Source organism: Novosphingobium sp. PhB57 (genome assembly GCF_004342985.1).
GTDB lineage: Bacteria > Pseudomonadota > Alphaproteobacteria > Sphingomonadales > Sphingomonadaceae > Novosphingobium.
In genome coordinates this window covers 408,286-428,679 of the sequence record NZ_SMBO01000003.1, presented here as the reverse complement: position 1 = coordinate 428,679, position 20,394 = coordinate 408,286, and the positions used below count along the sequence as shown (strand labels likewise).

At 66.0% G+C, this 20,394-nt stretch carries 19 protein-coding genes; 12 read left to right on the top strand and 7 right to left on the bottom strand.

Features of this window, described 5'->3' with window-relative positions; genetic code table 11:
- Positions 1-17: 17 nt before the first annotated feature.
- Together EDF58_RS12595 and EDF58_RS26345 are read right to left on the bottom strand one after the other, a co-directional pair.
- Positions 18-560 carry a spore coat U domain-containing protein gene (locus tag EDF58_RS12595; protein WP_165921394.1) on the bottom strand — a complete coding sequence of 181 codons (543 nt, stop codon included), beginning with the start codon at positions 558-560 and terminating at the stop codon, positions 18-20.
- Between the two features lie 432 nt (positions 561-992).
- Positions 993-1,544, bottom strand: coding sequence for a hypothetical protein (locus EDF58_RS26345; protein ID WP_243654222.1), 552 nt, complete (start codon positions 1,542-1,544; stop codon positions 993-995).
- 215 nt (positions 1,545-1,759) lie between these two features.
- Between EDF58_RS26345 and EDF58_RS12585 the strand changes: the two genes are divergently transcribed.
- Positions 1,760-3,475 (top strand): methyl-accepting chemotaxis protein, encoded by a 1,716-nt coding sequence (locus tag EDF58_RS12585; protein WP_243654221.1) that lies wholly within the window; start codon positions 1,760-1,762, stop codon positions 3,473-3,475.
- A gap of 55 nt (positions 3,476-3,530) precedes the next feature.
- Here EDF58_RS12585 and EDF58_RS12580 read toward each other — a convergent pair whose 3' ends face one another.
- From EDF58_RS12580 to EDF58_RS12565, 4 genes are all read right to left on the bottom strand, one after another.
- The gene (locus tag EDF58_RS12580) at positions 3,531-3,734 is read right to left on the bottom strand and encodes a hypothetical protein (protein WP_132265906.1); all 204 of its coding nucleotides are present in this window, start codon (positions 3,732-3,734) and stop codon (positions 3,531-3,533) included.
- 150 nt (positions 3,735-3,884) lie between these two features.
- Complete coding sequence (locus EDF58_RS12575; RefSeq protein ID WP_132265905.1) at positions 3,885-5,324, bottom strand: UdgX family uracil-DNA binding protein; 1,440 nt, start codon at positions 5,322-5,324, stop codon at positions 3,885-3,887.
- Between the two features lie 2 nt (positions 5,325-5,326).
- Positions 5,327-6,577: a putative DNA modification/repair radical SAM protein gene (locus EDF58_RS12570; RefSeq protein ID WP_132265903.1), complete on the bottom strand. Its 1,251-nt coding sequence runs from the start codon at positions 6,575-6,577 to the stop codon at positions 5,327-5,329.
- 171 nt (positions 6,578-6,748) lie between these two features.
- Entirely contained in the window at positions 6,749-7,864 is a 1,116-nt protein-coding gene (locus EDF58_RS12565; protein ID WP_132265901.1) for an acyl-CoA dehydrogenase family protein, read from the bottom strand.
- Between the two features lie 167 nt (positions 7,865-8,031).
- On the opposite strand from EDF58_RS12565, the gene EDF58_RS12560 reads away from it, so the two are divergent.
- On the top strand, positions 8,032-8,805 hold the full coding sequence (locus EDF58_RS12560) for a LuxR C-terminal-related transcriptional regulator (RefSeq protein WP_132265900.1): 774 nt from the start codon (positions 8,032-8,034) through the stop codon (positions 8,803-8,805).
- Positions 8,806-8,841: 36 nt separating this feature from the next.
- On the opposite strand, the gene EDF58_RS12555 is transcribed toward EDF58_RS12560, so the two are convergent.
- Positions 8,842-10,476 (bottom strand): GMC family oxidoreductase N-terminal domain-containing protein, encoded by a 1,635-nt coding sequence (locus tag EDF58_RS12555; RefSeq protein WP_132265898.1) that lies wholly within the window; start codon positions 10,474-10,476, stop codon positions 8,842-8,844.
- 139 nt (positions 10,477-10,615) lie between these two features.
- Between EDF58_RS12555 and EDF58_RS12550 the strand changes: the two genes are divergently transcribed.
- The 10 genes from EDF58_RS12550 (at position 10,616) to EDF58_RS12505 (ending at position 20,281) form a co-directional block, all read left to right on the top strand.
- Positions 10,616-11,014, top strand: a complete 399-nt coding sequence (locus tag EDF58_RS12550) for an OB-fold domain-containing protein (protein ID WP_132266245.1) — start codon at positions 10,616-10,618, stop codon at positions 11,012-11,014.
- Positions 11,011-12,186: a thiolase family protein gene (locus EDF58_RS12545; RefSeq protein WP_132265896.1), complete on the top strand. Its 1,176-nt coding sequence runs from the start codon at positions 11,011-11,013 to the stop codon at positions 12,184-12,186. The genes EDF58_RS12550 and EDF58_RS12545 overlap by 4 nt, the downstream gene beginning before the upstream one ends.
- A 5-nt stretch (positions 12,187-12,191) precedes the next feature.
- Positions 12,192-13,400 carry an acyl-CoA dehydrogenase family protein gene (locus tag EDF58_RS12540; RefSeq protein ID WP_132265894.1) on the top strand — a complete coding sequence of 403 codons (1,209 nt, stop codon included), beginning with the start codon at positions 12,192-12,194 and terminating at the stop codon, positions 13,398-13,400.
- Positions 13,401-13,447: 47 nt separating this feature from the next.
- A complete protein-coding gene (locus tag EDF58_RS12535) occupies positions 13,448-14,437 on the top strand; it encodes a thiamine pyrophosphate-dependent dehydrogenase E1 component subunit alpha (protein WP_132265892.1) in 990 nt (329 codons plus the stop codon).
- A gap of 16 nt (positions 14,438-14,453) precedes the next feature.
- Positions 14,454-15,467 (top strand): alpha-ketoacid dehydrogenase subunit beta, encoded by a 1,014-nt coding sequence (locus EDF58_RS12530; protein ID WP_132265890.1) that lies wholly within the window; start codon positions 14,454-14,456, stop codon positions 15,465-15,467.
- 13 nt (positions 15,468-15,480) lie between these two features.
- Positions 15,481-16,917, top strand: coding sequence for a 2-oxo acid dehydrogenase subunit E2 (locus EDF58_RS12525; protein WP_132265889.1), 1,437 nt, complete (start codon positions 15,481-15,483; stop codon positions 16,915-16,917).
- Between the two features lie 14 nt (positions 16,918-16,931).
- Positions 16,932-17,477 carry a VOC family protein gene (locus tag EDF58_RS12520; protein ID WP_132265887.1) on the top strand — a complete coding sequence of 182 codons (546 nt, stop codon included), beginning with the start codon at positions 16,932-16,934 and terminating at the stop codon, positions 17,475-17,477.
- Entirely contained in the window at positions 17,474-18,688 is a 1,215-nt protein-coding gene (locus EDF58_RS12515) for an acyl-CoA dehydrogenase (RefSeq protein ID WP_243654220.1), read from the top strand. Before EDF58_RS12520 ends, EDF58_RS12515 begins: the two co-directional genes overlap by 4 nt.
- Positions 18,689-18,690: 2 nt before the next feature.
- On the top strand, positions 18,691-19,758 hold the full coding sequence (locus EDF58_RS12510) for a phosphotransferase (RefSeq protein ID WP_132265885.1): 1,068 nt from the start codon (positions 18,691-18,693) through the stop codon (positions 19,756-19,758).
- Between the two features lie 142 nt (positions 19,759-19,900).
- The gene (locus EDF58_RS12505) at positions 19,901-20,281 is read left to right on the top strand and encodes a (2Fe-2S) ferredoxin domain-containing protein (protein ID WP_132265884.1); all 381 of its coding nucleotides are present in this window, start codon (positions 19,901-19,903) and stop codon (positions 20,279-20,281) included.
- The last annotated feature ends 113 nt before the right edge of the window (positions 20,282-20,394 follow it).

Below are 20,394 nucleotides of genomic sequence, written 5' to 3'. Positions count from 1 at the left end.
GATTTCGGGACGCTTCCCTAGAGTTCCAGGACGACCGTGACGATGTCCGCATAAGAGCCCGGCGTCAGGCCTGGCTCCCCGAAGGCGCGGCCGTAGACATTCACGGTCTGCACGGAGCCGTCGCTGGGCAGGACGATGTCTCCGCCCACGGGTATCACGGCATTGCGCGCCGCGTCGCTATAGAGGTTGTAGGTAACGAACTGGCCGGGCGCGGCCTGGTTGACCATGGCGTGAACGCCCACCCCGGCGCCCGATCCGTCGTTCTGTCCGGCGTTGAAGGAGAGCGTGGGGGTCACGCCGTTGCTACACTGGACAGTGAAGCCGGCGGCGCCGCTCAGCACTTGGGCGTCTACTTGCGTGAACAGGGTATTCTGCGATCCGAAGGCGAGCGTTCCGAAATTCACATTGGCCGAACCGTCGTCGTAATTCTGGCCGTTGATGATGCACCCTGCGGTCAGCGTGATCGTGGCGTTGATCGTCCCGTTGATGTCGGCATGTGCCGGCACGGCGGCCAGCATGCCCAGCGAAAGACCGCTTGCAGCAATGACAGTCCTCAACACGATGGCACCTCTCTTTCCTCTCTCGCTCCCGGTGGGAAGCAATGCGTTGGCAAAAGCCCGGCCGCGATCCCGCTTCAACCTGACCAGAGCCGCTGGCCGGGTGTCCTGCTCCAGCAATCGAATGAAATGGCTGGATGCGGCGGCGCAGTGCGTGAAATCGTAATCAACCCACAATGGGTGAAGTTCCGACCATTTTGGAATGAAAAGCCGCCGCATCGGTTATTTCTTGGGGAGGGGTACTTAATTCGGCTCATCGATAACTGCCGAAGAATCCGGAAAGACTGCGGTTTTTCGCAATGCTAATTGTAAATTAACCAAACGCGAATTTACCGCCGGATCGAACAGTGTTCGCCGCTCGATGATCCTCATGAGCAAATTTTTTGCCATAGATTTAGAGCATTAGCGGATACACAACCGTGAATCGGGCCATGGTCATGCGTTTCGCCATGTCTCCATGGCGGTATCGTAGGCCTGGCGGGCCTTCGCGGCACGCGCATCCAGCGCGTCCTGTCGCCGGGCGTGGGAACGGCGCAATTCCGTGATCTCCGCCGCGATCCGGACGCGTTCCGTTTCCAGATCCTGCATCGCCGCCTCGAACGCCCGCTCCTGCCGATCTCTTTCGTCCTCGGCGGCATCAAGCTGGGCGCGACTGGGCTTCGGCGGCGGAGCCTTGCGCTGTTTCGGAGCAGGTTTGCCGGAAGAACCGAGGGCCTCCACGGCCTTTCGCGGAGACTTGCGAGGCTGCGCCCTGGCGGCTTCGGCAAGATGCTGATCCGTGCTGCCGCGCGGCACGCGGACGACTTTTCCCGGATCTGCCAGGGCCGCCCTGGCCAGTTCCGGGTCCGTCACTTTCTCCGCCTGTCCCCGCGCAAAGAGGTCGGCTTCCGCGCCCCACGCCGCCAGCGCCGCCTTCTGGCTCGGCGCGGCCACATAGGCATCGTGGAAACCGATAGGGGTGCGGAATACCTTGAGCTTGGCGGCCATCACGACATCTCCGACGAGATCAGCGCATTTTTTGCGGCATGGTTCCCGCGGCGTCGTTCAGCAGCTTTGTTGCAAATCATGAAAATTCGCCCGGTTTCCGCGCGGGGCCGCATCATCGTCCTATAACGATTGCAGCCGCGTCCGGTCCGGGAGATCATCTCCCGGCTCGTGCTGCGCGGTGCCTTTCTCTCGTCTCCCCCCAACAGAGAACCGCCATGACCGCCATCCGTGCCTTTCTGAAACGCCAGCATCTCTCGACCAAAGTCACCCTCATGACCGTGGGTGCGCTCATCCTGCTATCCGCCGTGTTCTTCATCGGCACCCGCGTCCTCCTCGTCGACGACGCGCGGACCCAGGGAGAGGAGCGACTGGACACGAACATGCGCGTGGCCTGGTCGGTGATCGAATGGAGCGGTCTCAACTATTCTCTGCGCGGCGACACGCTCTATGCCGGCGAGACGCCGCTCAACGCGAACAATGCGGCGGTAGACCGAATGAAGGAACTCGTTGGCGGCACCGCCACGATCTTCATGGGCGACCAGCGGGTGGCGACCAATGTCCAGAACCCGGACGGAACACGGGCCCTGGGCACGCGGCTCGCGGCCGGACCGGTGAAGGACGCCGTACTCGGCCGGGGTGAACCCTATCGCGGCGAGACCGAGATCCTGGGAACCCGCTATTTCGCGGCCTACGATCCCATCAAGGATGCCAACGGCAAAGTGATCGGTATCCTTTTCGTCGGCGTCTCGGCCGAGGACTTCTACCGCAATGTCGACAGTCTCGGTTGGCACATCCTGCTACTGGCCGTCGTCGTCACGGCCATTGCGGCGGCGCTCTGCATGCGCGGCGCCCGGAAGCTGTTCGCACCGCTGGAAACCGCGAGTGCCACGATGATGCGCCTTGCCAAGGGCGACAACGGGACCGAGATCGTCGATACTGAGCGACCCGACGAAATCGGCGGGATCGCGCGCGCCTTGCTGGTGTTCCGCGAGGCAGCGGTGGCCAAGGAAGCCGCGGACCGCGAGCAGCGGCAGGTGGTGGAGCGTCTGGCCGAAAGCCTGGCACACTTGTCTTCCGGCGACCTCACGGCGCAGATCGATCAGGTCTTCCCGGAAACTTACGAGGCGCTGCGGACGAATTACAATTCGGCGCTTTCGGGGCTGCGCGGCATGATCGGCGCCACCGGGGACAGCACTTCGGCTATCCGCGGCAGCTCTTTCGAGATCGCCCAGGCCTCCGAAGACCTGGCCCGCCGCACCGAAGCGAGCGCGGCCAGCCTCGAACAGAGTTCGGCGGCGCTGCTGGAGATCGACAATGGCCTGCGATCGGGCGCCACGGCCGCAACCGAAACGGTGACCCGCGCCGACGAGGCGATTGCCACGGTCAGCGGTGGGCGCGCGGTGGCGGCCGAGGCAGTAGGCGCCATGCGCCGCGTTTCCGACAGCGCCACCAATATCGACGGTGTGATCGAGGGGCTGGACAAGATCGCGTTCCAGACCCGCGTGCTAGCCATGAATGCGGCCGTCGAGGCCGGGCGCGCCGGCGAGGCAGGACGTGGCTTCGCGGTCGTGGCCGATCTCGTCTCGGCATTGGCCAAGCGATCGGAAGAGGAAGCCCGCAGCGCCCGCGCACAGCTGACCGTCACGCAGTCCGAAATCGTCGCGGCCCTGGGCGCTGTGGAGCGGGTGGACGGGGCTTTCGAAGGAATCGCCGGAGACGTGGCGCAAGTCCATGTCCTGCTGGGCGGCATGGCGCGCAGCAATCGCGCCTCCGCCACGTCGGTCAGCGAGATCACCGCGGCCATCGGCGCGATGAACATTGCGACGCAGCAGAATGCCGCCATGGTAGAGCAGGCTTCCGCTGCCGCGCGGGGACTGACCGAGGAAGTGAACCGCCTTGCAGCGCAGGCATCGGCGTTCAGGGTCGCCTGAGCCGAGGGCGAATCAGGCCCTGGTCCTCAACGACGAACCGCTGAGCAAAGACCTTCTAGGCCGTGACGAGGACAGTCATTTCGGTGCGGGAACGGCGGATCGTGCAGAGCTTCAGGGCGCCGTCCCACAGTTCGGCGCTGCGCTTGGCCGCTTCGCGGTGGGCGATGATCAGGGCTCCGGCAATGTCCGGGGCCTTGAACTCCAGCCGCTTGGCCAGACCGTGCTCATCCTCGAAAAACCTCAGGGTGTAGATATTCATATGAGTCCTCCAGCGGTGCGCCGCCGTGTTCGGTATTCGCACTTGCGGAAGAACGGCTAACCCATTTCGCACCGTTCCGGAGTGATTTGCGTCAAATCGTTGCTCCGAAAAGCCGTGCGGTTGGCGGCGGGTGGAAGGCATTTCGGCGCTTCAGGCGGCTTCGGCCAGGCTTTCGACGGCGCTGCGGATATCGGCGACATAGCGGGCAAACTCCGCTTCCGCATCCGCGTCCGGTGGCAGGCGCAGCAGGTAGCTGGGGTGTATCGTGATCCAGCAGGGCGTTCCGTCCGGCAAAGCCACCGGGCGTCCGCGTTCCTGCCCGACCGTCACCGGGCGGCCGGTCAGCGAGCGCGCCGCCGTGGCGCCCATGGCGATGACGAGGCGCGGGCGGACGATGGCGCGTTCCTGATCGATCCACCAGCGGCAGGCCTCGATCTCTCCGGTGTTGGGACGGGCATGGATGCGCCGCTTGCCGCGCGGCTCGAACTTGAAGTGCTTGACGGCATTGGTGATGTAGGCCCGGGTCCGGTCGATCCCGACTTGCGCCATGGCGCGGTCGAACACGGCGCCTGCAGGACCGACGAACGGCCGACCGGCCAGATCCTCCTGGTCGCCGGGCTGTTCGCCCACGATCATGATCTCGGCATCGTGCGGCCCTTCGCCGAAGACCGTCTGCGTGGCCGGCTTCCACAGGGGGCAGCGCTGACAGCCTTCCGCTTCCCCGGCCAGCAGCACCAGCGCTTCCGGCCCCCCTACCTGACCGCGTATCTGACCGCGCCCGGAGCCTTTACCGCGCTCGGGCGCGCTGCGGGCCTGTTCGATCATTTCCAGCTCGCGCTTGCGCGCACCGGCGATGAGCTGCGGCACCAGGGCCGTTTCCGGCATGTTCTTCCAGTATTTGCGCGGCATCTCCTTCAGCATCGCCTGCGGCATGACCCGCGCAGGGTTGAAGATGGCGCTGTAATAGGCCTTCCACACGCTCTCCACCGGGTCGTCTCCGGGGGCGTCGGCGCGCGTGGCGGGCGGACCTTCGGCCAAGGCCATGCCATCCCAGTGCAGCGACCCGCGCGGGGTCAGGATCGACCAGCGCATATTGGTGAAGCGATCGACGAAGAAGCCGGCATTGGCACGCAGGATGTGATGTTCGGGCTCGAACCAGGCAATGAAGCGTGGCCCGTCCTGGTCCGCCAGTTCGCGGAACCGCACGAAGGCGTGCATCTTGTGGCTATCGCGGCGGACGTTGCGCGCCAGACCTTCGATCCGGCGCACCAGAGCGTCGGCGCGGTCCTGAAGCGCCTGGGGTTGGGCCAGCAAGCGGAGCAGGAGAGTGTAGAGCAGCGAAAACCGTTCCGGCTCGCTGTGCAGCACGGCATCGCGCGCGAGATCGAGGAACTCTCGCGTAACCCGCAAGGGCGCGATGCGGGCATGGCCGCCCGCTACGCCTGCAGCTTCCCCGGCGAAAAGGTCCACGGCGCCGTCTCCGACCTGCCAGACGATGTCCGACGGCGCCACGCCCTCGCTGGCGAAGGCACGGGCGGCAAGGCGCCAGCCCTCGAAATCGTCTTCGCTTTCCAGGCGGGCGACGCGCATGGTCAGGCCGCGAACAGTTCCAGTTGAGTCGCCCGGGGTGTGACCAGCGGGCGCAAGTCGGCACGGTCCAGCAGGCCGGTCGGGCGCCAGTCGGTGGTGACGATGAAGGGGCGCAGCTTCTTTACCGAAACGGTCATGCGCGCCACGTCGTCCAGCCGCAGCGTGCGCCAGCGCCTTGCGGCCAGGATGGCCTCTACGGCCTTGATGCCCAGGCCGGGAATGCGCAGCAGCATCTCGCGCGGCGCGCGGTTCACGTCGATCGGGAACCGATCGCGAAATTGCAGCGCCCAGGCGAGCTTGGGGTCTATGTCGAGCGGCAGCATGCCGGTGGCGGGATCGGCGGCCGCGCTCACTTCCTGCGGGGAATATTGATAGAACCGGATCAGCCAGTCCGACTGGTAGAGCCGGTGCTCGCGCATGAGCGGCGGACGACGCAGCGGCAGGACGGTACTGGCGTCCGGGATCGGGCTGAAGGCCGAATAATAGACGCGTTTCAGGTCGAACTTGTCGTAGAGCGAGGCCGCGCGCGTCACGATGTCGCGGTCGGTGGCGGCATCGGCACCGACGATCATCTGGGTCGATTGCCCGGCAGGCGCGAAAGCGGGTGCCGAGCGGAAACGCTTGCGCGCATCGGCGCCGTCTTCGATGGCCGAGCGCATCGTGCCCATGGCACCTTCGATGCGGGCCTGCGATTTCTCGGGCGCCAGCCGCAGCAACCCGCTGGCCGTGGGCAATTCGACATTGATGGACACCCGGTCGGCATGGCGCCCCGCCGCTTCGACCAGCATCGGATCGGCGTCCGGAATCGTCTTCAAGTGGATATAGCCGCGAAAATCGTGATCTTCGCGCAGGGATCGCGCCACTTCGACGATCTGCTCCATCGTATAGTCAGGCGTGCGGATGATGCCCGAGGACAGGAACAGCCCTTCGATGTAATTGCGGCGATAGAAGTCGAGCGTGAGGTCGACCACTTCCTTGGCGGTGAACCGCGCCCGCCGCACGTTGGAGGACTTGCGGTTGATGCAGTAGTGGCAATCGAAAATGCAGCTGTTGGTCAGCAGCACCTTGAGCAGGCTGATGCAGCGCCCGTCCGGCGCATAGGCGTGGCATATGCCGCCGCCGCCCAGCGTCGAGCCAATTCCCTTCCCATCGCGCGAATCCCGCTTCTTGACGCCGGAGGAGGAGCACGAGGCATCGTACTTGGCGGCATCCGCCAGGATCGTGAGCTTTTCGGCGATTTCGAGCGCGGGCATTTCGCGGGACCTTGCTTTCCGCGCCATCGGCAGCGCGGCAGTGAAGGTGCAAACTGGCTCATCGCTCCCGCGGATGCAATGAAAATGTTCTCTATACGTTCCGATTGCGCGATCGATTGCAGGAAGAGGGGATAGGAAGGACCTGCGCGCCTGCGGCGCGTGCCGCCCCGCTCAGTTCAGCAGGCGGGCGTAACGATCGAGCGCCGCTTGCGGCCCTTCCGGCCACCGGGAGAGCACCAGCAGCCGCTTGTGTCCCGCGCCGATCGCCAGTTCGTCGGTCACGCCCATGCCGCCATGGAACTGCACCATCTCATGCGCCAGAGTGAGCGCTGCCTCGCAAATGAACGCGCGCGCGCCGCTTACCGCCTCGGCGAAGCGATCGCCCTCCCAGGTCACGAGCGCGAGGTTCAGCAGGGCGCGGCTTTGCTCGATGGCAGCATACTGCGCCACCATGCGGTGCTGGATCGCCTGGAAAGAGCCCAGTGCGGCCCCGAACTGGTCGCGGGTGCGGACATAGTCGAGGGTATCGTGGAAAATGCGCTCCATGATGCCGAGCGCCTCGGCGCAGCGAGCGAGATCCGCGAGTTGCTGGACCTCTTCGATCTGCGCGGTGCCGCCCTGGAGGCGGTGGCTTTCCGGTATATGCACACTCTCAAGCGCCAGCGCGGAGGCGATGGAGCCGTCCGCCAATGGCCAATCGCGGCGGCGGAGGCCGGGCGTGTCGGCGGGGATGAGGAACATGGCTTCGGCCTCTTCGCCGGCCTGGCCGGAAAGGCGCGCCGAGACGATGTAGCCGTCCGCGCCGCCGCCGGCGATGGAATAGGGCTTGGCGCCGTCCAGCCGGTATCCGCCCTGTTCCGGGGTGGCCGTGGTCGCGATCGCGCCGCTTCCGCCCCGCATGCCGGTTTCAGCATGGGCGAGGGCGAGGCGCCTGCCGCCGGTGAGCAAGTCGCCGAGCCATTCGTCGCGCAGGTTCTCGCGCGCGGTCAGGGCGAAGAGGCGTCCCGCCAGCACCGAAGCCTCGGCCAGCGGCTCCACCACCATGCCGCGTCCCAGCGCCTCGAAAATCGTGGCTATGCCGGTGGCGTCCAGGCTGAGCCCGCCCAGTTCCTCGGGGAAGGGCGCGGCGATCAGGCCCAGTTCGCCCAGCAATGCCCAGTTCTTGCCGGAAAAGCCGCCCGGCTCGGCCAGGAAGGTGCGACGGCTAGTATGGTCGTACGTATTGGTGACGAAGCGCTCCGTGAGCGCCTTGAGCATTTCCTCGTCTTCGCTGAGATCGAAATTCACGTGGCTCTCCCGTCTGTCACACGGATGTAGCACCAGCCGTGGGAGCATCTCCGCTAGGCAAAAGACTAGTGTGCAAAAGACTAGGCCCGAACGGGCCGGATTTGGGCTTTCGAGCAATTGTGCACCCTGCCGGGGCGCGTTAAGCTCCACGGCAAGAGAGGAAAAACATGTCGCTGTTGTCACAGGAAAACATAGACGCCGTGCGCGTCTCGTCGCCGGCGGAGATCCGCCCGGCGGCGGAGGCCTTCCATCGCATCGCCATGGACCTGGGTTTCAGGGCCGCCCCCGCGCACGACATTGCCGACAAGCGCACGCCGGTCGATGCCGAGGGCAAGGTTCTGGCCATCGAGGTGTTCGGCTGGGCGGACGATGAAAGGGTCTGGTGGCGCAATTCGCGCATCGCGCTCGATTCCCCGCTCACCACCGCCTGCCGCTTCGAAAGCCAGCCGTTCTGGGCCAATGCCGAAGGTTTCCGCACGCGCGAACCCAACGCCTACCTCCAGTCCATCGACATCGCCAATTTCGAGCAGCGCGCCATGACGCGGGCCTGCATCGCGGTGCCGGTGCACTTGCCGTTCGGGCAGATCGGCGCGGTGAGCTTCAACCCGCTGGACCGCGACCGGACCGATCTTTCCGAAGACTTCCTGCGGCTGTCCGACGCGCTAGGCCTCTATGCGCGCACGTTCATCGCCACTTACGTCCAGGTGATGGGTTCGACCCAGGCTCTGCCGCCCGGTTCGCGCCTTTCCAAGCGCGAGGTGGAGTGTCTGCGCTGGGCGGCGATCGGCAAAACCGATCTGGAGATCAGCATGATCATGTCGCGCAGCCGCGCGACGGTGCGGTTCCACATCCATAATGCGGCGACCAAGCTGAATGCGGTGAACCGCAGCCAGACGGTCTTCAAGGCAGCGCAGCTCGGGTATATTTCGCTGCACAATTGAGGTTGCAAGGCGCGTCGTCCCGCATGGCGACGGGCTTTACCGCAGCCTGTCTTCCAGCATCAGCTTCGCGCCGCGAAGGCCCAGCGCCATGGCGGGAGCGTTGGTGTTGCCCGTGACATGGCCGGGCATCACCGAGCAGTCCGCCACCCGCACGCCGCGCACGCCTTTCACCCGCAGGCGGGCATCGACCACGGCGTCAGGGTCGTCGCCCATGCGGCAGGAGCGGATCGCATGGAGCCCGCAGCTGGACAAGCGGCGGAAGGCAGACAGGATCTCTCCGTCGCTCTCCACTTCTGCGCCGGGCACGAGTTCGGGGCCGACCATCTGCCCCAGCGGCGCTTCGGCGATGAAGGCGCGCATCTTGCGTACCAGCGCGACGGCGGAGCGGCGATCATGCTCGGTCGTCAGGAAGTTGTGGCGGATATCGGCCGGATCAGCGGAGTTCGGCCCCGAAACCCGCACCGCGCTCTCGCTGGTGAGGCGCAGCAGCTGGCCGTAGATGGTGACGCCGGGGAGCGGGTCGATCTTGTCGAGCGGGACCGGATCCTTGTCGTCGCCAACCTTGAAAGTGTAGCCGCCAAGGTAGAACTGCGCGTCGGTGCGGCCGTCGGGATGAGCGACATTGCAGAAGGCGCCGACTTCGAAGGGGCCGGTCGCCAGCACGCCGTCATGGCGCAGCAGATAGCGCAGCATGGCCAGCCCCGCACCCACCCCGAAGAAGCTGCGGTTGGTGCCGCGTCCGTGCTCAAGCCGGAACGGGATGGAGATCGACAAATGCTCGATCATCCGCTCGCCCACGTCGGGTGAATGGACGAGCGGGGCGATGCCCGCCGCCCGCAGCCGCTCGGTGTCGCCGATGCCCGAACGCTGGAGCAGCAGCGGGCCTTCCATGGCCCCCGCGCTCACCACGATCTCCCCGGCACAATCGAAGCGCTGGGGGCGGCCGTTTACGACCGCATCCAGCCCCACCGCGCGGGTGCCGTCGAACACGATCCGCTCGGCCAGCGCGCCTGTCACCACGGTCAGGTTCGGCCGTCCGCGCGCCGCTGCCAGATACGTGCGGGCAGAGGATTCGCGGCGTCCGTTTCGGATGTTGTGGCTGTAATAGCCGACGCGCGGGCCGGTTTTCGCGTTGAGGTCGTCCACCCGCGTGAGTCCCAGCGCCTCGCCGGATTCGATCATGCGCTCTGCCAGCGGATACGTGTAGCAAGCCGGATCGACATGGACCAAACCCCCGCTGCCGCGCATTGCGGAGGCGCCTGCGGCATGGTCTTCCAGTTCCAGGAAAGCCTCGGTCATGCTTGCGCCGTTCCAGCCGCTTGCACCGGCCTCGCTTTCCCAGGCGTCGTAATCCGCCGGTTCGCCGCGGCTCCAGATCATGCCGTTGATCGAGGAAGAGCCGCCCAGGCCCTTGCCCCGGATCCACACCTCGCCGCCGCTGTCCTCGTTCGCGCCTTCCTCGCGCGGCTGGGTGACGGGATAGGCCCACATGTGCTCGGGCTTCTTTACCAGCTTGGCCACGCCCTTGGGCAAGGTAACCCAGAAACTGTCGTTGCTGCCGCCTGCTTCCAGCAGCAGCACTTGCGACCGGCCGTCGGCGCTCAGCCGTTCCGCCATGACGCATCCGGCCGAACCGGCGCCGACGATGATGTAGTCCCAGGCCTTTGCCATCTGTTCGTTCTCCCGCCTCAATGCGTCGCACGAACTGGCACATTGGCTACCCTAGCGTTTTGATGAGTCACAAAGGGGGAGCGGGCGCGCTTAAACCATTCACATCAACGGACTCGAAAGCCGAGAGATGGGGAGAACGATGCGCGCCATTGCCGAAGGCCTGTTTACCGACGAGACGCCGCCCCGGCTGCTGGGCGGCCGCGAACGGGCAACGGGGCGGGTGGTGTTTCCCTGTCCCGCCGGAGATAGCTGCGATCCGGTGCCGCTGGCGCGGGAGGGCAGGCTCTGGTCCTATACGGTGCAGCGCTATCGCCCCAAGACTCCGCCTTATGCCGGGCCGGAAGCCTTTGCGCCGTGGATCGTCGCCTATGTCGAACTGCCGGGCGAAGTGATCGTGGAGGCACGGCTGGTGGGCGTGGATTTCGGCGCGGTGCGGATCGGCATGCCGGTGCGGCTCGTGCCGCTGGCCCTCGATCCCGAGGCGGCCGAGCCGCTGGCCATTCCTGCCTTTGCGCCGATGGAAGGAACCCGCGCATGAGCGACGTCTGCATCGTCGGCATCGGCATCCATCCGTTCGGGCGCACCGATGGCCTGTCCGGGCTAGACCAGGGCGTCTTCGCCGTGCGGCAGGCGCTGGCCGATGCCGGGGTGGACTGGCCGCAGATCCAGTTCGCTTATGGCAGTTCGGATGCCGCCGGAAACCCGGATACCATGGTGGACCGGCTGGGCCTCACCGGCGTTCAGTTCATCAATGTGCGCAACGGCTGCGCGGCTGGCGGATCGGCGCTGTTCTCGGCGCAGATGGCGATCAAGTCGGGCGAGTTCGAGCTTGGCCTTGCGGTCGGGTTCGACAAGCATCCGCGCGGCGCCTTCAATGCGCTGCCCAGCGAATACAACCTGCCGGACTGGTACGGGGAGGCGGGCTACATGGTCACCACTCAGTTCTTCGCGGCGAAGATCATGCGCTACATGCACATGTTCGGCATCTCGAACGAGACGCTGGCGCGGGTGGCGGAAAAGGCCTTTCGCAACGCTACGCATGCGCCGCATGCCTGGCGCCGCCAGCCGGTGCCGATCGAGGAAATCCTCGCCGCGCCGCTCGTTTCGGACCCCTATACCAAGTACATGTTCTGCTCGCCTGCGGAGGGCGGCGTCGCGCTCGTGCTCGCCAGCGAGAAGAAGGCGCGCGAACTGGGCAAGCCGCTGGTCCGCCTGAAGGCCGCCACCATGCGCACCCGTCCGCCGCACAGTTTCGAGGTTTTCGCGCCCAGTGTCGACGTAGTGGCGGACGATAGCATGCCGCGCGGCACCGCCACGCGCATCGCCTCCGCCGATGCCTTCCGCCTTGCCGGGATCGGACCGGGCGACATCGACGTCGCCCAGCTTCAGGATACCGAGGCGGGGGCGGAGATCATGCACATGGCCGAAAACGGCTTCTGCGCTGACGGCGATCAGGAGCGCTGGCTCTCCGAGGGCCGCACCGAGATCGGCGGCGCGCTGCCGGTCAACACCGATGGCGGCTGTCTGGCCTGCGGAGAACCGATCGGCGCTTCGGGGCTGCGGCAGGTTTATGAAAATGTCGTGCAACTGCGCGGAGACGGTGGCGGCCGTCAGGTGCCGGGCCACAAGCGAGGAAGCGGCCCGAAGACGGCCTACAGCCACGTCTACGGGGCACCGGGCGTATCGGCAGTGACGATTCTGGAACGATAGAACGCATGGACATCGAACTCTCCCCCGCCGACGAAGCCTTCCGCCAGGACGTACGTGCATTCCTGCGCGACAACCTGCCCGATGCGGTGAAGGCCGGTGCCGCCGCCACGCCATCGGTCTTCGTGGAGCCGGAGATCGGGCAGGCCTGGAATGCAGTGCTCGATGCCAAGGGCTGGCTGGGCTACCAGTGGCCGGTCGAGCATGGCGGCACCGGCTGGACGCCGCTTCAGCGCTACCTCTTCGAAAAGGAATGCGCCGCCGCCGGCGCGCCGAACCTGACTGTGCTGGGCCTCAAACTGCTGGCCCCGGTGCTCTGGACGTTCGGAAATGCGGCGCAGAAGGCCCGCTACCTGCCGCGCATCCTTTCGGGCGAGGATTATTGGTGTCAGGGCTTTTCCGAGCCCGGCGCGGGGTCGGACCTTGCCAGCCTGAAGACTCGCGCGGTGAGAGACGGCGATCACTACGTCGTCAACGGATCGAAGATCTGGACCACTCATGCCCACCACGCCAACGGCATGTTCACTTTGGTGCGGACCAATCCGGAGGTGAAGAAGCAGGCGGGCATCTCGTTCCTGCTGATCGACCTCGCCAGCCCCGGCGTCTCGGTACGGCCGATCCTGACGACGGCGGGCGATCATGAGGTCAACCAGGTCTTCCTCGAAGACGTGCGGGTGCCGGTGGAGAATCTCGTTGGCGCCGAGGGCGAGGGGTGGACTATCGCCAAGTTCCTGCTGGAGAACGAGCGCGGCGGATCGTGCCATGCGCCCAAGCTCGGCTACGACCTCGCCCAGATCGAGGCGGCCGCGAAAGATGAAAGCGACGGGCGCGGCGGGGCTCTGGCAGACAGCACCGACTGGCGGCGCCGGATGGCGAAAGCGCGGCTCGGCGTGGAGGCGCTGGAGATGATCGAACTGAAGATCATCTCGGAGATCGCCAAGGGCCGCAAGCCGGGGCCGCAGACATCGCTGACCAAGCTGCTGGCCTCCAACCTGCGGCAGGAGATCGACCTCCTGGCCGTGGACCTGTTCGGGATCGCCGGGCTTCAGCTGGAAATGTCGCGCCCGCTCTATGGCGATAATGCGCCGGAGCCGCTCCATTCTCGCGCCGCACAAGTGGCTGCCGCGCGCTATCTCAACAGCCGGGCCTGGACGATTTTCGGCGGGACAAACGAGGTGCAGAGCACCATCATCGCCAAGTCCGTGCTTGGTCTTTGAAAAGGAACCGTGAAGCGATGCGGACGACAACGGGAGAGGAAGCTGGCATGCAACTGAACCGCGAGGCGCTGACCCGCGCTTATCGGCAGATGAAGCTGATCCGCGAATTCGAGGAACGTCTTCACGAGGAAATCCAGACTGGAGAGATCGCGGGCTTCACACACCTCTACTGCGGGCAGGAAGCCGTGGCGGTGGGCGTGTGCGAGCACCTTTCGGAACGGGACAAGATCGTCTCCACCCACCGCGGCCACGGCCACTGCCTGGCCAAGGGCTGCGACGTCACGGGCATGATGAAGGAGATCTGGGGCAGCCAGGAGGGTCTTTGCAACGGCAAGGGTGGCTCCATGCACATCGCCGATATCGACAAGGGCATGCTGGGCGCCAACGGCATCGTCGGCGCGGGCGCGCCGATCGCGGTGGGCGCGGCGCTTTCGAACAAGATCGACGGGCCCGATGCCGATGGCAAGCTGGCCGTCTCCATCGCGTTCTCCGGCGACGGCGCCTGCAACCAGGGCACCACGTTCGAGGCGATGAACCTGGCCGTCGTCACCAAGGCGCCGGCGATCTTCGTCTTCGAGAACAATCACTATTCCGAGCACACCGGCGATGCCTATGCCGTGGGCACCGCGCAGGACATCGCCAGCCGCGCCGAGGCCTTCGGCATGAAAGTCTGGCGGGCGGATGGAACGGACTTCTTCTCGGTCTTCGACACATTTGGCGAAGTGCTGGAATTCGTGCGGACGCCCGGCAACGGCCCGGCGGCGGTGGAGTTCGATACCGAGCGCTTCTTCGGCCACTTCGAGGGCGATCCCCAGCGCTATCGCGGCGAGGGCGAACTGGATCGCCTGCGCGCCACGCGCGATTGCCTGCGCAAGTTCCGCGAGAAGGTGACCGGCGCAAAGCTGCTTACCGATGAGGACCTCGACGCGGTGGACGCGGACGCCCTGCAGGCCATTGAGGATGCCGTCAAGGCATCGCGCGCGGCGGCGCGGCCGCAGCCCGAGAACGTCCTCGAAAACGTCTACATCAGCTACTGACGGCGGAGCGAAGCACATGGCAAAGATGATGTACCGCGACGCCATACGCGGCACGATATTCCAGGAAATGCAGCGCGATCCGCGCGTCGTCGTATTGGGCGAGGACGTGGTGGGCGGCATGGGCACGGCGGGCGGGCCGGAGGCGATCGGCGGGATCTGGTCCACCTCCACCGGCTTCTACGAGGCGTTCGGGCCGGACCGGGTGATCGACACCCCAATCAGCGAAAGCGCCATCATGGGCGCGGCGGGCGGTTTGGCTCTGGCGGGCAAGCGGCCGGTGGCGGAGATCATGTTCGCGGACTTCATCGGCGTCTGCATGGACCAGCTGTGGAACCAGATCGCCAAGTTCCGCTACATGTTCGGCGGCAAGTCGGTGTGCCCGGCGGTGATCCGCATGCCTTGCGGCGCGGGCTATAACGCCGCCGCGCAGCACAGCCAGATGATCAGCCAGTTCGTCACCTCCATGCCGGGCCTGAAGGTCGTTATGCCGGCCACTCCGGCCGATGCTTGCGGACTGCTGCGGCAGGCGATCCGGGACGACGATCCGGTGGTCTTCCTGGAGCACAAGTTCCTCTATGCCATGACCGGAGACGTGCCGGACGATCCGGATTTCGTCATCCCCTTCGGCCACGCGCGGCTGGCGCGGGCGGGCGAGGACGTCACCGTGGTCGCCTCCGGCATGATGGTGGGCTACGCCGAGACGGCCGCCGACGATCTGGCGCAGGACGATATCGGTTGCGACGTGCTCGACCTCCGCACCACGTCTCCGCTCGATGAGGAAGCGATCCTCGATTCCGTGGAAGCAACCGGGCGGCTGGTGATCGTGGACGAGGCGCCGCCGCGGTGCAGCCTTGCTACCGACATAGCGGCGCTGGTGGCGAACAAGGCCTTTGCCAGCCTGAAAGCACCGATCGAGATGGTCACCGCGCCGCATACCCCGGTGCCTTTCGCCCGCGAGCTGGAAGGGGCCTATCTGCCCAGTCCCGCAAAAGTGGCCGCTGCCGTCCGCAAGACGCTGGCATACCGGTGAGGGGGGCGCTGTCATGAGCAGAATCCGCGCTTTCACGATGCCCAAGTGGGGCATCGAGATGACCGAGGGCACCGTGGCCGAATGGATGGTCAAGGAAGGCGATAGCTTCACGCGCGGCCAGACGCTGTGCCTGATCGAAACCGCCAAGATCACCAATGAGGTCGAGGCCGAATACGACGCCACTCTGCGGCGCATACTCGTCACCGGCGGTAGCGATGCGGAGCCGGTGGGCGCGCTGCTGGCGGTGTTCGACGAGGGGGCCCATTCCGAGGACGAGATCGAGGCTTTCATCGCCGCCTTCACGCCCGCCGAGGGCGGCGTGGCGCAAGGCGCATCCAAGGCCAAGGCCGCCGTGCCCGAGCCGGTGGGGGCTGTCGTCGGCACCTCGGAACGGATGCGCCTGCCGATCGATACCAACCGCCCGATCAGCCCTGAGGCGCTGCGTCTGGCCGAGGAGGAAGGCGTCGACATTTCGGATATCGAGGGTTCGGGCCGTCAGGGCAGGATCACCCATCAGGACGTGGTCAAGGCGATGCGCGGCCCGGCCAGTCCGGCGCTGAAAGGTGCGCTGGCGCAGCCCGAGGAGGATGGGAAAGTCTTCGCCTCCCCGCTCGCTCGCCGCCTCGCCGCGCTCCATGGGATCGCGCTGGCAGGCATGAAAGGCACCGGCCCGCGCGGGCGCATTTCCAAGGCGGATGTGCTGGCACTGGTCCCGGCACCGGCAAGTTCCGGTTCGCTCGCTGCACCTGAGTTCGTCGCGGGGCAGAACCGGCCCGAAATCGTTCCCTTCGATCGCATCCGCAAGGTCGTCGCCCAGCGGTTGACGCAAGCGAAGCAGGAAATTCCGCACTTCTACTTGCGCCTGTCCGCCCGCGCCGATGCCCTGCTGGAACTGCGCAAGAGCGCCAATCTCGTGCTCGACTGCAAGGCCTCGGTGAACGACTGGGTGGTCAAGGCCTGCGCCATCGCGCTGGTCCGCCATCCGGAGGTCAATGTGCAAGTCCACGGCACCGACATCTACCGCTTCCCCCATGCCGACGTTTCCATCGCCGTTGCAGGGCCGAAGGGCCTTGTCACCCCGGTCGTGCGGCAGGCCGACCGCATGCGGATCGACCAGCTTGCTGCCGAAACCCGCCGCCTGATCGACAAGGCGCAAGGTCGCGGACTGGGCATGGAGGACATGGAGGGTGGCACGTTCTCTGTCTCCAACCTCGGCATGTTCGGGGTGGAGAACTTCGATGCGATCATCAACCCGCCGCAGGGCGCGATCCTGGCCGTCGGCGCGGCGCAGCGCCAGCCGGTGGAGACGGCGGGCGGCGGCGTGGCGTTCGAGACGCGGATCGCTCTCACCCTCTCCGTAGACCACCGCGCCATCGACGGAGCTGCCGGCGCGCAGTTCCTCCAGACGCTCAAGACCCTGATCGAAGAACCCCAAGGCCTCTTCGCCTGATTGAAGGACACGCCATGACCAGTTCCGCCAGACCGGGACCTCTCAAAGCCTTGGGCGAGGTGATTCAGCTTGCCTATTTCCCCACCGATTTCGACGCTGCGCTGACGTACTGGATCGAAACCGTGGGCGTCGGGCCGTTCTTCGTGCTCAATGACGTCAGGCTCGGCGAGATGAAGTACAAGGGCCAGCCCACCGACGCGACGTTCTCCATGGCGATCGGCTATTGGGGCGATATCCAGATCGAGCTGATCCGCACCGAGAGTGAAGCGCCCTCGCTCTACACCGGCGAATATGCCGTGCGCGATAGGCTGCACCACGTCTGCGTCTTCGTGAACGACATTGCCGAGGCGCGCCGTGCCTGCGCGGAAGTGGGTGCGGACGTGATCGTGGAGGGCAAAGTGGGGGACGACGGCGAGGTGATCTACGTCGATCCCGGCCAGGGTCCAGGCTTCGTGATCGAATATCTCCAGCCCATGGCCGGATCGGAGGGTCTGTTCGAAATGATGAAAGAGGCCGCGCGCGACTGGGATGGCAGCGATCCCGTGCGGGTGCTGCAATGACCGCGCCGATTTCCGCCCAGGCCATGGCCATGGCCGACCGCGTGGAGAGCTTCGTCCGCGAAATCGTGGTGCCTTACGAGCAGGATCCGCGCCGCGACCATCACGGCGCTCCGACCGACGACCTCGTCATGGAACTGCGCGGCAAGGCGCGTGCGGCGGGCGTGCTCACGCCGCATATCCGCGATGACGGCAGCCACCTGACCCAGCGCGAGACCGCCGAAGTGCTGATCCGCTCCGGCCTTTCGCCGCTCGGCCCGCTCGCCTGCAACACCATGGCGCCCGATGAGGGCAACATGTACCTGATCGGCCATGTCGGTTCGCCCGCGCTGAAGGACAGGTTCCTGACGCCGCTGGTGGAGGGCAGGGGCCGCTCCGCCTTCTTCATGACCGAGCCTGCCGACTGGGGCGGTGCGGGGTCGGACCCGTCGATGATGAAGACCACCTGCCGCCGCGATGGCGACCACTGGGTGATTGACGGACGCAAGACCTTCATCACCGGCGCCAAGGGGGCGATGGTCGGCATCGTCATGGCCGCTTCGGTGGACGAGGCGAGCAAGGGCGGGGCCTGCATGTTCCTGGTCGACTTGCCCGATCCCGCCATCGTGATCGATGAAGTGCCGAACACCATCGACACCTCGATGCCGGGCGGCCATTCCACGGTGACGATCCGGGAGCTTCGGGTTCCCGCCGCGCATATGCTCGGCGAGCCGGGAGAGGGCTTCAAGTATGCGCAAGTGCGCCTGAGCCCGGCGCGCCTGTCGCATTGCATGCGCTGGCTGGGATCCTGCATGCGCGCACACGAAATCGCGGTGGACTATGCCTGCCGCCGCGAGGCTTTCGGCAAGACGCTGATCGATCACGAAGGCGTGGGCTTCATGCTGGCGGAGAACCGTATCCTGATCCAGCAGTGCCGGCTGATGATCGACTGGTGCGCGGGTGTGCTGGACGGCGGATCGCTGGGCACGGTCGAAAGCTCGATGGCCAAAGTCTCGGTCAGCGAGGCACTGATGAAGATTGCCGACAACTGCGTGCAGGTGATGGGCGGCATCGGCGTTACCGACCGCACGATCGTGGAGCAGGTGTTCCGCGAAATCCGCGCCTTCCGCATCTATGACGGGCCGACCGAAGTACACAAATGGTCGCTCGCCAAGAAGATCAAGCGCGAGTGGAAGCAGGCGCGAGAGGCCGCCCGCGCCGAGCAGGCGGCGTAGCCATGGCCGTCGACCTTGCCGCCGACAACGCGGGGACCGTGCCCGTCCGCGAAGGCTATCGCTTCGACGAGGCGGCGCTGGCGCGCTGGATGGCGGCGCATGTCGAGGGTTTCGCGGGGCCGCTCAGGGTGGAGCAGTTCAAGGGCGGACAGTCCAACCCGACTTACCGGCTCTCCACCCCCGGGCGCAGCTATGTCCTGCGCCGCAAGCCGCCCGGAGACCTGCTGCCGGGCGCGCACGCGGTGGACCGCGAGGCACGGGTGCAGATGGCGCTGGGCGCGGCCGGCTTCCCGGTGGCGCGCATCCATGGGCTCTGCACTGACGATGCCGTGATCGGCACCTGGTTCTACGTGATGGACATGGTAGAGGGCCGGATCTTCTGGGATGCGACCTTTTCGCAAGTCTCGCGCGAGGAACGGCCGGCCTACTTCGACGCGATGAATGCGACGATGGCCGCGCTTCATGCCATAGACCCGGTAGGGGCGGGGCTGGGCGACTATGGCAAGTCCGGCAATTACTTCGCGCGCCAGATCGGCCGCTGGACGAAACAGTACCATGCTGACGAACTCGCCGGTCGCAATGTCGACATGGACGCGCTGGTGGAGGCGCTGCCCGGCCTGATCCCGCCAGGGGACGAGACCTCGGTGATCCACGGCGATTGCCGCTGCGACAACATGATCTTCCACCCCACCGAGCCACGGGTGCTGGCGGTGCTGGACTGGGAGCTTTCAACGCTGGGCCACCCGCTGGCGGATTTCGCCTATCACACGCTGATGTACCGGATGCCGCCCGAAATCGTGCCCGGCCTCATCGGCGCGGACCTCGGTGCGCTCAACATCCCTCCCGAAGAGGACTACGTCGCCGCCTATTGCGCGCGGACGGGACGGGATGGCATCGCGAACTACGAGTTCTACGTCGCCTTCAACCTCTTCCGCCTCGCGGCGATCTTCCACGGCATCAAGGGCCGCGTCCTGCGCGGCAATGCCGCCAATGCCCAGGCGGCGAACCGGGCCGAGAGCTTTCCCGTCCTGGCCCGCATGGCGCGTGAAAGCCTGGAAGCCGTGGGCTGAAGCTCGCGCCGGTGGCCGGAACGAGCGGCCTGATCGTCGTTTCCGTCATCAGAAAGCGAAACTTCCCGTTCGCCGGCGCGCTGTGATCCTGTCAGCATCGTCCCGAAGCCTCGCGCCCGGCGCGCGAAAACAGGAAACCAGCATGTCGAGCCAGCACCGCCCTTTACGCAATGTTTCGGCCAAGTGGGACGAAGTCCTGCTGGTGTGCCGCAAGTGCAGCAGGAAGGTCCACGGCGGTTTCGGCAAGGACGGCGACAAGCGCCTGGAGAAAGCGCTCAAGTCGGCGCTGAAGTCTCAGGGGCGCTACAAGGTGGTTCCGGTCTCCTGCCTCGATATCTGTCCGAAGAACGCGGTCTGTCTCGTTCAGGCGAGCGCGCCCTCTACGGTTCATCTCGTGCCGCCGGGGACGCCGATGGAGGAAATCGTGGGCCGTCTCGCCCCTCTGCCCGAAAAAGCGCGCGTGCGCCGTGGCAAGGCGCCGCGCCAGCAGGCGCCCGATAGTTCCGCTCTGCCTTCGGGCTGAAACAGGCGCTGCTGCGTCTGGTCCTTGCATCCCGTTTCTGCTAAGGACTGCCGGACCAGCGGGGCATGGGCGCCTGCCGTGACGAGGGAGGGCGAAGATGAACTATCCGTACA

Bases quoted from the DNA above. Each gene is read 5' to 3' on its own strand.
- EDF58_RS12515 (WP_243654220.1), top strand. From the start codon at position 17,474: ATGACCGCGCCGATTTCCGCCCAGGCCATGGCCATGGCCGACCGCGTG.
- EDF58_RS12535 (WP_132265892.1), top strand. From the start codon at position 13,448: ATGCAACTGAACCGCGAGGCGCTGACCCGCGCTTATCGGCAGATGAAG.
- EDF58_RS12505 (WP_132265884.1), top strand. From the start codon at position 19,901: ATGTCGAGCCAGCACCGCCCTTTACGCAATGTTTCGGCCAAGTGGGAC.
- EDF58_RS12525 (WP_132265889.1), top strand. From the start codon at position 15,481: ATGAGCAGAATCCGCGCTTTCACGATGCCCAAGTGGGGCATCGAGATG.
- EDF58_RS12550 (WP_132266245.1), top strand. From the start codon at position 10,616: ATGCGCGCCATTGCCGAAGGCCTGTTTACCGACGAGACGCCGCCCCGG.
- EDF58_RS12520 (WP_132265887.1), top strand. From the start codon at position 16,932: ATGACCAGTTCCGCCAGACCGGGACCTCTCAAAGCCTTGGGCGAGGTG.
- EDF58_RS12570 (WP_132265903.1), bottom strand. From the start codon at position 6,577: ATGCCCGCGCTCGAAATCGCCGAAAAGCTCACGATCCTGGCGGATGCC.
- EDF58_RS12545 (WP_132265896.1), top strand. From the start codon at position 11,011: ATGAGCGACGTCTGCATCGTCGGCATCGGCATCCATCCGTTCGGGCGC.
- EDF58_RS12560 (WP_132265900.1), top strand. From the start codon at position 8,032: ATGTCGCTGTTGTCACAGGAAAACATAGACGCCGTGCGCGTCTCGTCG.
- EDF58_RS12510 (WP_132265885.1), top strand. From the start codon at position 18,691: ATGGCCGTCGACCTTGCCGCCGACAACGCGGGGACCGTGCCCGTCCGC.
- EDF58_RS12575 (WP_132265905.1), bottom strand. From the start codon at position 5,324: ATGCGCGTCGCCCGCCTGGAAAGCGAAGACGATTTCGAGGGCTGGCGC.
- EDF58_RS12580 (WP_132265906.1), bottom strand. From the start codon at position 3,734: ATGAATATCTACACCCTGAGGTTTTTCGAGGATGAGCACGGTCTGGCC.
- EDF58_RS12585 (WP_243654221.1), top strand. From the start codon at position 1,760: ATGACCGCCATCCGTGCCTTTCTGAAACGCCAGCATCTCTCGACCAAA.
- EDF58_RS12530 (WP_132265890.1), top strand. From the start codon at position 14,454: ATGGCAAAGATGATGTACCGCGACGCCATACGCGGCACGATATTCCAG.
- EDF58_RS12555 (WP_132265898.1), bottom strand. From the start codon at position 10,476: ATGGCAAAGGCCTGGGACTACATCATCGTCGGCGCCGGTTCGGCCGGA.
- EDF58_RS12540 (WP_132265894.1), top strand. From the start codon at position 12,192: ATGGACATCGAACTCTCCCCCGCCGACGAAGCCTTCCGCCAGGACGTA.
- EDF58_RS26345 (WP_243654222.1), bottom strand. From the start codon at position 1,544: ATGGCCGCCAAGCTCAAGGTATTCCGCACCCCTATCGGTTTCCACGAT.